11 protein-coding genes, 1 tRNA gene and 2 pseudogenes are annotated in these 12,769 nt (G+C 64.5%); 6 read left to right on the top strand and 8 right to left on the bottom strand.

What is annotated here, in order from left to right:
• Positions 1–28: 28 nt before the first annotated feature.
• The 6 genes and pseudogenes from DPR14_RS11385 to DPR14_RS11365 form a co-directional block, all read right to left on the bottom strand.
• Positions 29–178 (bottom strand): annotated as a pseudogene (locus tag DPR14_RS11385) (IS3 family transposase); the annotation flags it as partial.
• Between the two features lie 149 nt (positions 179–327).
• A pseudogene (locus tag DPR14_RS29090) lies at positions 328–384 on the bottom strand (hypothetical protein); the annotation flags it as partial.
• Positions 384–1,517: a TRAP transporter large permease gene (locus tag DPR14_RS11380; protein WP_211103965.1), complete on the bottom strand. Its 1,134-nt coding sequence runs from the start codon at positions 1,515–1,517 to the stop codon at positions 384–386. The pseudogene DPR14_RS29090 and the gene DPR14_RS11380, both read right to left, overlap by 1 nt.
• A complete protein-coding gene (locus DPR14_RS11375; protein ID WP_192499411.1) occupies positions 1,514–2,047 on the bottom strand; it encodes a TRAP transporter small permease in 534 nt (177 codons plus the stop codon). Before DPR14_RS11375 ends, DPR14_RS11380 begins: the two co-directional genes overlap by 4 nt.
• 53 nt (positions 2,048–2,100) lie before the next feature.
• Entirely contained in the window at positions 2,101–3,078 is a 978-nt protein-coding gene (locus DPR14_RS11370) for a C4-dicarboxylate TRAP transporter substrate-binding protein (protein WP_158045236.1), read from the bottom strand.
• Between the two features lie 82 nt (positions 3,079–3,160).
• Positions 3,161–4,015, bottom strand: a complete 855-nt coding sequence (locus tag DPR14_RS11365) for a phytanoyl-CoA dioxygenase family protein (protein WP_158045235.1) — start codon at positions 4,013–4,015, stop codon at positions 3,161–3,163.
• A gap of 147 nt (positions 4,016–4,162) precedes the next feature.
• Here DPR14_RS11365 and DPR14_RS11360 point away from each other — a divergent pair, with 147 nt between their 5' ends.
• The 6 genes from DPR14_RS11360 to DPR14_RS11335 all read left to right on the top strand — a co-directional run bounded on the left by DPR14_RS11360 (position 4,163) and on the right by DPR14_RS11335 (position 11,276).
• The gene (locus tag DPR14_RS11360) at positions 4,163–4,948 is read left to right on the top strand and encodes an IclR family transcriptional regulator (RefSeq protein WP_158045234.1); all 786 of its coding nucleotides are present in this window, start codon (positions 4,163–4,165) and stop codon (positions 4,946–4,948) included.
• 618 nt (positions 4,949–5,566) lie between these two features.
• A complete protein-coding gene (locus DPR14_RS11355; RefSeq protein WP_158045233.1) occupies positions 5,567–6,136 on the top strand; it encodes a hypothetical protein in 570 nt (189 codons plus the stop codon).
• Positions 6,137–6,744: 608 nt separating this feature from the next.
• Positions 6,745–7,011 carry a DUF4212 domain-containing protein gene (locus tag DPR14_RS11350; protein ID WP_158045232.1) on the top strand — a complete coding sequence of 89 codons (267 nt, stop codon included), beginning with the start codon at positions 6,745–6,747 and terminating at the stop codon, positions 7,009–7,011.
• Positions 7,012–7,035: 24 nt separating this feature from the next.
• The gene (locus DPR14_RS11345; RefSeq protein ID WP_158045231.1) at positions 7,036–8,817 is read left to right on the top strand and encodes a sodium:solute symporter family protein; all 1,782 of its coding nucleotides are present in this window, start codon (positions 7,036–7,038) and stop codon (positions 8,815–8,817) included.
• 52 nt (positions 8,818–8,869) lie between these two features.
• A complete protein-coding gene (locus DPR14_RS11340; protein WP_158045230.1) occupies positions 8,870–10,714 on the top strand; it encodes a DUF294 nucleotidyltransferase-like domain-containing protein in 1,845 nt (614 codons plus the stop codon).
• A 40-nt stretch (positions 10,715–10,754) separates the two neighbouring features.
• Positions 10,755–11,276 carry a hypothetical protein gene (locus DPR14_RS11335; protein WP_158045229.1) on the top strand — a complete coding sequence of 174 codons (522 nt, stop codon included), beginning with the start codon at positions 10,755–10,757 and terminating at the stop codon, positions 11,274–11,276.
• Positions 11,277–11,366: 90 nt separating this feature from the next.
• On the opposite strand, the gene DPR14_RS11330 is transcribed toward DPR14_RS11335, so the two are convergent.
• Both DPR14_RS11330 and DPR14_RS11325 read right to left on the bottom strand, forming a co-directional pair.
• A tRNA-Ser gene (locus DPR14_RS11330) sits at positions 11,367–11,456 on the bottom strand.
• An 83-nt stretch (positions 11,457–11,539) separates the two neighbouring features.
• Positions 11,540–12,706, bottom strand: a complete 1,167-nt coding sequence (locus DPR14_RS11325) for a trans-sulfuration enzyme family protein (protein WP_158045228.1) — start codon at positions 12,704–12,706, stop codon at positions 11,540–11,542.
• Positions 12,707–12,769: the final 63 nt, after the last annotated feature.

The following is a 12,769-nucleotide window of genomic DNA, read 5'->3' as shown; positions in this document are numbered from 1 at the left end:
GAGTTTTCCGGAGGCTGGTTTGGTTGAGTCACGCCGCCAAGGCGACATCGTCGGTTTGAGCATGGTAGCGTGCTTCGGCCTCGGCGGGCGGAATGTTGCCGATGGGTTCGAGCACGGGCTGGTTGTTGAACCAGTCCACCCATTCCAGGGCGGCGAACTCGACGGCATCCCGGTTGCGTCATGGCCCGCGGCGGGGATTACTTCGGTCTTGTGGAGGCTATCCGATACGGGTTCCTATCCCATCAGTGCGTTGGGCAGGAACAGGACGATCTGGGGGAAAAAGCTGATCAGCAACAGCACGGCGATCAAGGTGAGGATGAGAGGCATTCCCTCGACGGTGAAACGCTGCAAGCGGACATTGAGTATCGAGCAGGTCGTGTACATCAAGGTTCCGACCGGCGGCGTGACGCCCCGATCGTCAGGTTCACCACCATCACCAGGCCGAAATGCACCGGGTCGATGCCCACCTTGGTGATCACCGGCACCAGGATCGGGGCCAGCAGGATCAGCGCGGCCGTCCCTTCGATCAGCATCCCGACGGCGAGCAGCATCACGTTGATCAGCAGGAGCAGCAGGTAAGGATCCTGGGTCAGGGCCACCAGCTGCGCCGCCACCGTGAACGGGATCCTCTCCCACGCCATGTAGAAGCCGAAGGCCGAGGCGGCGCAGATGATCAGCATGACGGTGCTCGTCGCGAGCACCGCCTCCGTCAGGATCGACGGCAGGTCGGCGATCCGAAGCTCGCGATGCACCGCGAAACCGATGATCGTCGCGTACAGCACGGTCATCGCTCCGGCTTCGGTCGGCGTGAAGATCCCGTACCGGATGCCGACCAGGATGAAAAGGGGGATGGTCAGCGCCCAGATCGCCTGGGTGAAGGCGCTCCACAGCTCCGCCCCGGAGACGAAGCGCTGCCGGCTCGGCCGATAGCCCCGGCGCTTCGAGATCGCCGCCGTGACGAGCATCAGCGCGCCGCACAGCAGCAGGCCCGGGACCACGCCGCCGATGAACAGGCGGCCGATCGAGACGTCGGCCAGGAAACCGTAGATGATCAGTCCGATGCCCGGCGGGATGATCGGCGTGATCACCGCGGCGCAGGCGGTCAGGGCCGCCACGAAACCGGGTGCGTAGCCGCGGCGGATCATCTCCGGCCCGAGCATCTTGGCCTGCATGGCCGCGTCGGCGTTGGCCGAAGCCGAGAGGCCGCCCATCATCGCCGCCAGGATGATGTTCGCCTGCGCCAACCCGCCGACCCAGTGGCCGACGAGCGCATCGGCCAATCCCATCAGCCGCCGGGTGATACCGGCATGGTTCATGATCGAGCCCGCAAGGATGAAGAACGGGACCGCGAGCAAAGGGAAGGACTCGGTGGCGCTCACCAGGCGCTGCACGAAGATGTTGATGGGAAGGCCGCCGGCGAACAGGAAGAAGCTGAGCGCCGCCATGGCGATGGCGAACGCCACCGGCACGTTGAGGGCCAGCATTCCGAACATGATGGAAACCGGGAGAAGATTCATGGCGCCTGCTCCGGAAGCGGGCCGCGCAAGGCGCCGATCGCGCGTTGCACGATGCGCATCGCCATCAGGCCGAAGCCGACCGGCACCGCCGCGTAGACGATCGACGAGGACAGCCGCAACACCGAGGTCGGGTTCTCCCAGTTGGCGATGACGAAGGTGATGCCCAACCAGACCATGTAAAGGCAGAACGCCACGAGCAGGATTTCAACACCCAGGTCGAGGATACGGCGCGCCCGTGCGGGAAGCAATGACACGACCATGTCGATGGAGACGTGCAATCCCCGCTTGAAGCCGGCGGCGGCGCCCAGGAAGACCACCCAGGCGAAGGCTATGGCGGCGACCTCTCCCGACCATGCCGCCGGTTGCTGGGTCACGTACCGGCTGAGCACTCCCCAGCAGACCGACAACACGACGATGACGAGGGCTGCGCTTGCGGCGGTTTCCTCCAGATTGGCGATCGCGCGACGCAGCCAGCCAGCCTGCGCCTGCCCGACCGTGCGGCCATCGGCCGCCCCGACCAGTTCAACCATGGCCTCTCCCCTGGTCCGTTCCATGTTCGGATCGCACTCGGCGATCGTCCGCTTCAGTAGTTGAGGATCTCCTGAACCTGCTCATGAAGCCCGGGTGTCCACTTCGGGAAAGCGGAATAGACACTCTCCGTCGCTTTGGCGAAGGCATCGAGATCGACGTCGTCCACCACGGTCACGCCGGCCTCCTTGAACTTGGCGATGTAGTCCGCCTCCCGCTCCAGGGTGAGTCTGGTCATGTACTCGCCGGCCTTCTCTCCCTCCTCGAGCAGGACCTGCTGGATATCCTTGGGCAACATTTTGAAGTACTGCTCGCTCATCACGAACGTGATCCACGAGATGAAATGGCTGTCCAGCGACAGCGTCTTGCGGGTCTCGTGCAGTTTCGATCCGTAGAGGGATCCCAGCGGCGCCTCTACGGCGGAGACGACGTTCTGCTGAAGCGCCGTATAGACTTCCGACCAGTTCACCGTGGTCGGCCGCGCGCCCATGGCCCTGAAGGTTTCGATCCACATCTGGTTGGGCGGGACACGGATCGTCACGCCCTGCATGTCGGCCGGTGAGCGGACCGGCTTGTCCGACAGGATATGCCGGGGGCCGAACAGCCCGTTGAAGGAAACGACGCGGAACCCCGCCTCCTGCAGGCTCGCGTCGATCCCGTCGTACCAGTCGCTGGCCAGGATCTTCTTGAAGTCCTCGGGCTCCTTCAGCAGGTAGGGTCCGTTCAACACCCCGACGTCCGGCACGAAGTCGGAAAGGTAGCCGGGATCGGTGATGTTCATGACCGGCGCGCCCTGCCGGATCATCTCGTTGACATCCTTTCCCGATCCCAGCTGCTCGCTCGGGAAGACGCTGATCGAAACCTGCCCGCCGGTGCGCTCCCCGACATTCTTGGCGAAATACTCCGCCGCGAGGTGAGCCGGCTCCGTGTTCGAGAGCGAATGGGCGAACTTGATCACGTAGCTCTGCGCCATGGCCGGAGCAGCACCGGCCCAGAAGGCCGCCAGCGCGGCGGCGGCGAACAACCGTTTCATGTTTCCTCCCTCCTTCAGGCTTTCCTGCTTCTTGTTATGCGTCTTGTTTTATGCGTCTTGTTATGGATCGGCCCCTCGGTGCTCAGCCGCGGACGGACGGCTGCTCGAAGTGCCTGACCTCGGACGCGCCGGCGTACAGGATCTGTTCCGATCGTTCGAGCATGGCCGCGTGGAATGCAACCGCCGCCGGATCGAAATCGCTTTCCGGCACCGGCTCCGGATCGAAGTTCCCGTACTGGTCCGTGCCGCAGACAAGGGTGGCGCTGTCGCGGATCCCGGCGGTCTGGCGGATGTAGGTGGGGATGTACCGGATGGCGAACCCGATGCGCGGCTGGTCGGAACGGTTCGGCTCCGACCCGTGGATCAGGCGGACGTGGTGGATGGACATCTCGCCCGGCCGGAGGACCACGTCGACCGCGTCGCGCTCGTCCACCTCGACGGCGACTTCCTGGCCGCGCGACAGCAGGTTGGTTTCGGCGAAGGTGTCCTTGTGCGGGAGCTGGTCCTTGTGGTGGCTTCCGGGCACGACGCGCATGCAGCCGCTCTCGGCCGTACTGGGCGTGAAGGCGATCCAGGCCGTCACGATATCCGGAGCCGAGAGCCCCCAGTAGGTGGAATCCTGGTGCCAGGAGATGAACGCGGGATCCTTGGGCGGCTTCCAGAAGAATCCGGATCCCCAGCACAGGATGTCGGGACCGAGCACCGCGGAAACGGGATCGAGGATACGCGGATCCCGGATCATGCGGTTCAGCCACGGCAGGAGCAGGTGCGGCTTCTGGTTGGTCGAGCGGGACAGCTTGCCCCCTTCCCGCTTCGCGAGATCCTCGAGCTTCGCGCGGTATCCGGCGATTTCCTCCTCGCCGAAGACGGGGATGGGAAAAAGAATGCCCTCGTTCCTGAGAAGATCGACGGAGTCGCTCGACAGGGTCGTGGTCATGGCATTTCCTCCTGGCCTGATCTTTTCGGCATCGGGTCTTTGAGGTGACCTGATGCGTCGTGTTGTCGCAGCCTTGCCTAAGAGGTTTTCATATTCGATAGTGATCGAGCAAGGGTAAAACTCCGATGCCTGAAAAAATGGTTTGCGATGAGTGACGCACAGATCCAGTTCGAGCGCGGGGCCGGCTACAGCGCACCGGCGCTGGAAAAGGGGCTGGACATTCTCGAACTCCTGGCCGGCGAGTGCGAACCGCTGTCCCAAAGCAATATCGCCTCCCGCCTGGACCGGTCGATCGGCGAGATCTTCAGGATGCTCGTGGCCCTGGAGCGGCGTGGCTATGTCCGCCGGTACGGCGCCGATGGAGGCTATGTCCTGACGCTCAAGCTTTTCGATCTGTCCACCCGGCACCCGGCCCTGGAGCGCCTGCTCTCCGCCGCGAGGGCGGACATGCGGGTGCTCGCGGAGCAGACCGGGCAGTCGTGTCACCTCTCGGTCTGGGACTTGGACCGCATCATGATCGTGGCGAAGGACGAGGGATCGACCGCCCGCACCTTCTCGGTCAAGGCCGGTGCAACCTTCTCCGCCATCGAAACGGCGTCGGGCCGGGTCCTCATGGCGTTCCAGAGTCCCGGCGAGCGTGCCGCCCGGATCGAGTGTGCCCTCGCCCATACCGGGGAAACGAAGGCCGCGGCGGAACTGGAGCGCCGCCTGGACGGGATAGGGCGGAACGGCTACGAGGAAAGCGGCAGCGATGCGGTCATGGGCGTGGTCGATCTTTCCTGCCCCATCCTCAGCCATTCCCGGACCGCCCTCGCCGCCCTGACCATTCCTTTCCTGCATATGAAGGGCAACAAGGTCAGCCAGGTCGAAGCGGTTGGCGCGCTGAAGACTTGCGCGGAGCGGATCTCGACCCGTCTGGGCAGTGCGGGCTGACACCTCGACTTGCCCAAGCGATGGCAGCACCGAGATCCGGCGGGCTCACAGCGCTTTCCGGACGCAGGTCGCGGCGATCCTGACATACGGGATCACACCCCTCAGCAAGCGCGACCTGATCGATCGCCGGATCGCTCCCGACGATCGGCGCATGAAGCTGGCGACGCTCACCGACGCCGGCCGGCTGACATTGGAACGGCTGGCAGAGGGGTGGGCCGGGCTCATTTGCGCACCATCGATGCCCTGCAGCCTCAGGAGCGGCAGGCATTCATCGACACCATGAAGCGTTTGATCGACGCCAACCTGCGGTGCCGAGTACCGTGATGAGATATCGGAGCCCGTGGGAACGGGATCCTGCCTTCCAGCGTCGCGGCATCGTACGGGATCGAGCGGCGCGCGCAGCTTGGGCGGGAGATTTCGACGGTCCGTGAAATAGAGGCACTGCTCTGGCCCGTCCCGCGGCGCCAAGATGGGACAGGGCGGACGCGATCCACAGCTGCCAGCGGAGCCGGTCCCACGTCGCGTGAACGCACGAACGGAGAGGGCCCATGTGACGGGTCGCTGCTCGCCCCATCTATTCCCAGGGGAAGTGGGTTCCAGAGGAAGCGGAGAGGCAGCATGCGGTTCTTGTCGTCGGCTCAGTTCATCGAGCGGTCCCGGGTGGCCGACGAGTTCATTGCGCCCTCGGCGGCGCTGGCCAACCGCTTGTTGGCTGACAAGGGCCTGGGCCGCCTGCCGCCGTGCAACGTCTCCTACTTCATCGAGGAGCTTCACCGGCCGGACGCCGCAATCGGCCTGCACACCGAGGGCACAGCCAACATCCGGCTGAACCTGGCTTGGCTCGCCCATCTGGCGCAGTGCGGCACCGACCCCGAGTGGGAGGTCGCCTTTGTCGTCCTGCACGAATACGCCCACTTCGTCCTTCATCTTCTCGAGGTCCGGGAGGCTGGCGCCGGCGTCGTGCGCCATCGTATCGAGGCAGAACACACCGACTTCCTGCGCCGCATGCAGCGCCTCGGCTGGCTCGCCGATCCGGTGTTGCGGAAGCTCCTGTCCAACCACAACTCCATTGCCGAGGAGTGGTACTGTGACGCCTTCGCCTATTGGGCGGCGGGTACCCTGCCGGAGCCGCACGCCGCGTTGTTTGACGAACTCCTGGCAGAGGTGCGCGTCTTTCCGGTCGCCTGAATCCGACGAAGCGACGCAAACGTCCGGTGGCCTTGCGATCAGGCTGGACGAAGACCTGCCGGGCGGCGGTTGAGACGACTGTCTGCTGGCTTTCAGGCACGTAAGCGAGCCGTGATCTCGTGAAATGAACATAGCATCGCGGCCGCCCCAATCGACCGCCACCGCCACCAAAACCGCCTGGGTGCCGACGCTGCCGCCCTCGCGCACCTTCATGGCGCGCACCCGGGATCAGGTAGGAGCGTCGTCTGAACCATTGACTGGATCATCGACTGGACCATCGTCCGGAGATACTCGGGGTTGGGATGACGTCAGACATCACCCGCATACCGTGGCCGCTCGCCTGAGCTGAGCCCTTCTGCAGAAACTCCCGCACCCTATCACATGGCTGCACTCTTTCAGGAGTCGGAGGCTCCGGCAATCCCGGGGGCAGGGTCGGGCGTCTTCGACACTTGAACGGGCTTTCCGCCTTCGACGAAAAAGCAGCCTCCAGCACCACGAATTTCCAGCAACTCCATTGTCAGCGCGATCATTTTATGGATAAGTTTATGGAACAAGGCTGCCTTGGCGTCCGGTTGGCGGTTCAATAAAACTGATGAGGGAGGTTGCTGATGAGGAACAATCTTGACACTCAGGCGCAGCAATACTGGCGCGCCAATATCCGAACAGTCCTGGGATGCCTGCTTGTATGGTTCCTGGTATCCTTCGGCGCCGGAATAATATTCGCCGAAGCCCTCAACGGCATCATGGTCGGCGGTTTTCCTCTAGGATTCTGGTTCGCCCAACAGGGCTCGATCGTCGTCTTCCTGCTTCTCATCATTTTCTACGCTTGGCGGATGAACCGGCTCGACCGGCAGTTCAACGTCGACGAGATCTAGGCGGCTGTACGGAAGGTTGAAATAATGGAACTCCAGACCCTGACCTATCTCGTCGTCGGAGCCACGTTCGCCCTGTATATCGGGATCGCCATCTGGACGCGGGCGGCGACGACGGGTGACTTCTATGTCGCCGGCAAGGGCGTCCACCCCATCGCCAACGGCATGGCGACCGGCGCCGACTGGATGTCGGCGGCCTCGTTCATCTCCATGGCGGGGTTGATCGCGTTTCTGGGCTACGGCGGCTCAGTCTACCTGATGGGATGGACCGGCGGCTATGTTCTGCTGGCCATGCTTCTTGCGCCGTACTTGCGGAAATACGGCAAGTTCACCGTGCCCGAGTTCATCGGCGACCGCTATTACAGCGACTCCGCGCGGGTCGTGGCGGTGGTCTGCCTGATCTTCATTTCATTCGTTTATGTCGCGGGGCAGATGCGCGGCGTCGGCATCGTCTTCTCCCGCTTCCTTGAGGTCAGCATCGAGGTTGGGCTGGTCGTCGGCATGGGCATCGTTTTCATCTATGCCGTGCTGGGCGGGATGAAAGGGATCACTTACACCCAAGTCGCCCAATACGTCGTCCTGATCACCGCCTACATCGTGCCGGCGATCTTCATTTCCCTCCAACTGACCGGCAATCCGGTCCCGCCGCTTGGCCTTGGCAGCAGCCTCGTGGACACCCCGGGCGTCAGCGCGGACGGAGTGTATCTTCTGGAACGGTTGAACGCCGTTGTCACCGAGCTTGGCTTCGCTGCCTACACCGACGGGCAGAAGAGTGTCATCGACCTGTTCGCCATCACTGCTGCCCTCATGGTCGGTACCGCGGGCCTGCCGCACGTGATCGTCCGTTTCTTCACCGTACCGCGCGTGCGCGACGCCCGCTCGTCGGCCGGCTGGGCGTTGTTCTTCATCGCCCTGCTGTATCTCTGCGCACCGGCCGTCGGCGCCATGGCCCGCTACAATCTTATGGACACTCTGCAGGTCGGTGCGGTCGGTGCACCGGACGGCAACCTGCTTTACGAGGAGCGTCCGGCCTGGATGCAGCGGTGGGAACAGACGGGCCTTCTGAAGTTCGAGGACAAGAACGGCGACGGTCGTATCCAGTACTACAACCCGACGGGAATGAGCGACGCGTTGGAGCAGCAGTATGGCTGGGCCGGCAACGAGCTGACCGTGGATCGCGACATCATGGTGCTCGCCAATCCCGAGATCGCGGGACTGCCCAACTGGGTCATAGCACTGGTCGCGGCGGGCGGCATCGCGGCGGCCCTGTCCACCGCCGCGGGCCTGTTGCTGGTGATCTCGTCGTCGATTTCCCACGACTTGATGAAGAGCACCTTCGCCAGGAACATCACGGAGAAACAAGAACTGTTGGCGGGCCGCATCGCCGCCGGCTTCGCCATCCTGATCGCCGGGTACCTGGGATACAATCCACCCGGTTTCGTGGCGGAGGTGGTCGCTTTCGCCTTCGGCCTCGCGGCCAGTTCGCTTTTCCCTGCGATCATGATGGGCATTTTCGCGAAGAGGGTGAACCGTGAAGGGGCGATCGCCGGCATGCTTGCCGGGCTGATCTTCACCATGGGCTACATCGTCTACTTCAAGGGTATCTTCATCGATCCCATCGGCGTCAACACGCCTGAGAACTGGCTGTTGGGAATTTCGCCGGAAGGAATCGGCTTCGTGGGCATGCTCCTCAACTTCGCGCTCGCTTTCGCGATCAGCAAGATGACGGCCGCGCCGCCGCGCGAAATCCAGGAACTCGTCGACTATATCCGGTCGCCGCGTGGCGCCAAGGCCGCGGTCGACCACTGAGCCCTGGTGATTGAGCATTGCGCCTACAGGTCCATCGGAGGGGGCCCTGAACATGCCGGTCGAGCTTGCGGGAGTCCGGGAATTCGTCGCTGCCCAGCCGGCCTTCAACCTTCTGCCGAAGGACGAGCTGGATGCCCTCGCCGCTCTGGTGACTCCGGTCGACCTGGGCAGGGGTGAGGTTCTGATGCGCCCGGGCGACCCTGTCACCAGGGTCAGCATGGTAAGGAGCGGCGTGCTCGAGGCCCGGACCGGTGCCGGCGATCTGATCGCCCATCTGGCGGAAGGCGATCTGGCGGGGGCGTGGTCCTCGATGGCGGATGGAACCGCCCTCTGCCAGGTCACCGCCCTGGAGGATACTGTTCTCTACCAGATGCCGGCGGAGCTGATCCTCCGGCTTCGGGAAAGCCATCCCGAATTCGACCGCCTCGTCGATCCGCAGGCGGGCCAACGGCTGCGCGGCGTCCGTGACCGGATGGCCCCGGCGAGCCGGCGGTTGGTGGGAGATCTGATCCGGCGCCCGCCGGAGTTGATCTCTCCCGGGGCCAGCATCGGAGACGCCGCCCGGCGGATGCGCCAGGCCGGTGTCTCCTGCCTGCCAGTGGTCGAGAACGGCCATCTTCTGGGCATCGTGACCGACCGCGACCTGCGCAACCGTGTCCTGGCGGCGGACCGGGATCCCGCCGAACCGGTGGCGTCGGTGATGACTCCGGACCCGCATCGCATCGAAGATACGGCCCTGATCTTCCAGGCGGAGATCCTGATGGCCCGCCACGGCATCAATCATCTGCCCGTCATGCGTGGAACGGCGCTGGCCGGGGTGGTGACCAGCACCGACATGCTGCGGACCCATGTGCGGTCGGTCGTGTTCATGGCGGGCGACATCGCCGGGCGGAGCGACGCCGCAGGAGTCGCCGAGGCCGTGAAGCCGCTACGCGACATGGTTCACGACTTGGTGGAGGGCGGCAGCAGCGCATATGGCATCGGCCATGCCGTCTCGGCCATCACCGACGCGGCAACGGAACGGCTGCTGCAGTTGGCGGAGCACCGGTTGGGGCCGCCGCCGGTGGCTTATCTCTGGATGGCGCTCGGCTCCCAGGCACGCAACGAGCAGACCGCCTGTTCGGACCAGGACAACGCGCTCATCCTCTCCGACGACTATGAGGATGCGGCCAACGGCGACTATTTCAAAGCATTGGCGGAGTTCGTCTGCGAGGGACTGGACCATGCCGGATATACTCTCTGCCCGGGCGACATAATGGCCCGCAATCCGCGCTGGCGGATGCCGATTTCAGGTTGGAGCCGCACCTTCGCCCGCTGGGTGGGAGAGCCTTTGCCGGAGGCGCTGATGAACGCCAGCGTCTTCTTCGACATGCGCCCGGTCGCCGGCCAGTCGTCGCTGTTCCATGATCTCCAGCAGGAGGTCCTGAAGCTGACCCGGAGCAACGGACTGTTTCTCGGTCATCTCGTCCGCAACGCGCTGACCCACCAGCCACCGCTGGGATTTTTCCGGAACTTCGTCCTGATTTCCGGCGGGGAGCATCATCGCTCACTGGACCTCAAGCACTCCGTCCTGGCGCCCATCGTTGATCTGGCGCGGGTCTATGCCCTGGATGCCGGATCGCCCCTGGTCAATACCCATGACCGGCTGATCGCCGCCGGCGAGACCGGCAAGGTGAGTCGGGACGGCGCCCGCGATCTGGTGGACGCCCTGGACTTCCTGAGCCTGGTCAGGGTGCGGCACCAAGTCCGGCTGTTGAAGGCAGGCAAGACGCCGGACAATTACCTTTCTCCCCAGGAACTCTCGCCGTTCGAGCGCGGCCACCTCAAGGATGCCTTCGCCGTGGTGAAGCTGATGCAATCGGCGGCTGTCGCCGCCTACCGCGGCGGCATGGCCTGAATGGCATGCTCCGGACGGGGACGGACCATGGATATCATAGATGCTTCTTGATGTGCTGATCGCGGCTTGTGCAGCACTCGCCGCCCTTGGCGTGATGCTGATCGGCTTCAAGCTGTTGCGTACCGTGCCGCCGCGCTGGCTCGGCCCGGTGGTCGCCGCCGTGGCGGTCGTCGCGGTCACCGCGACGTTGCGTTACCAGTGGGCCTACCGCGTGGAAGCGATGCTGCCGCCGGAGATGGTGGTCATCGAGCGTCTCGGCACCCGGTCGCCATTCGAGCCTTGGTCCTACCTGAAACCGGTCACAACCACGCTGGTCGTAGCCGACAGAGGCACCTTGCGAACCAATCCCGCCCATGCCGACCTTGTCCTCATCAACGTGCTGGTCGTAGGACGTGCCCGCGATACCCTGTTCACGCGCCATCTGGTCGATTGCGCCGGTCGCCGCGAGGCGACGTTTCCGCCCAACGTCACCTTCACATCGGAGGGGCTGCCCGATGGCCTGATCTGGGCGGCTGATGCCCCGCCCGCCCTTCTCAACACGGCTTGCGCAGTCAGTTCATGAGCCTGGGCGCCCTGAACTGACGCAATATGCTTTAAATATGGAAGGGAGTGCAGTACGCCGATGAATTCCACCACCCATAAACGGGGAGAGTGGCGGATAGGGTGGGATTCGAACCCACGGTGAGGTTTCCCCCACGCAGCTTTAGCAAAGCTGTGCCTTCAGCCTCTCGGCCACCTATCCGGCGCGGCGCTCTGTATAGCGAGCGGGACCTTGTTCGGCAAGCCCCTATCGTGCGCGTTCCGCTACCTTTTTACCGCGACGCCTCAGACCGCCGAACGGCTCTTCTCGATCGCCTGGATCAGGTCGCGGATCAAGTCCTCGGCATCCTCGATGCCGACCGACAGGCGCAGCAAGTCGTCCGGAACCGGCGTGTCCGCGCCCTCGATGCTGGCGCGGTGTTCGATCAGGCTCTCGACCCCGCCCAGCGAGGTGGCGCGGGTGAACACTTCGGTATTGGCGGCCACCGCGATCGCCGCGGCGGCACCGCCGCTCATGCGGATCGACAGCATCCCGCCGAACCCGTCGGTCATCTGGCGGCGGGCGATGTCGTGCTGGGGATGGCTCTGGAGGCCGGGATACAGCACCTCCGTGACGCCGGGATGCCCCTCGAAGTACCGGGCGATGTCCAGCGCGTTGGCCGAGGCGGTCCGCACCCGCGGATAGAGCGTGCGCATGCCGCGCAGCAGCAGCCAGCTCTCGAACGGTCCCAGCACCGCTCCCAATCCCTTGCGAACACCCTTGATCCGGTTCCAGTGATCGTCGGCGGCGGCGGTGACCAGCGCGCCGGCGATCACGTCGCTGTGCCCGTTAAGATACTTGGTGCCGGCATGCATCACATAGTCGGCGCCGAACGCCAGCGGGCGGGTGATCACCGGGCTGGCCGAGGTGCTGTCCACGGCAAGCCGCGCCCCGGCGGCATGGGCGATGTCGGAGGCGGCCTGGATGTCGGTCACGTCCCACATGGGATTGCTCGGCGACTCGACCCAGACCAGCGCCGTCCGGCCCGGCCGCACCGCGCGCCCGAGAGCCTCCATGTCGGCACTGGGCACGAACTCGACGTCCAGTCCCCAGGGCTTGGCGAAGTCGATCAGCCAATTGCGCAGGGACCAATACATGACGCTGGGCGCCACGACGTGGTCGCCCGGCTTCAGCGCCATGAACAGCGCGGTCGCCGCCGCCATGCCGGAGGAGAACACCAGCGCCCCCTGCCCGCCTTCCAGCCGGTTCAGCAGCGCCTCGACCTGGTCGTAGGTCGGGTTGTCGGCCCGGCTGTAGACGCGCCCGTGGGTGCCGTAGCTGTTGTCGGCGTCCCGGAGATATGTCGTGCTGGGATGGATCGGCGGAACGATCGCGCCGGTGTTTGGATCGATCCAGCCCAGGGCGTTGGCGGCAAGGGTTTCGGGCTTCAGGCTGTCGGGCTTGCCGGCCATCGCGCTGTCTCCTGGAACTGTTTTTCTTCATGGATGAGAAAGGATGCCGGAACCGAAGGCCCG

Origin of the sequence: Skermanella pratensis (assembly GCF_008843145.1) — a bacterium.
In the GTDB taxonomy this organism is placed as follows: Bacteria; Pseudomonadota; Alphaproteobacteria; order Azospirillales; family Azospirillaceae; genus Skermanella; species Skermanella pratensis.
The sequence above is the reverse complement of the archived record's forward strand: the minus strand, read 5'-3'. Positions and strand labels throughout refer to the sequence as shown.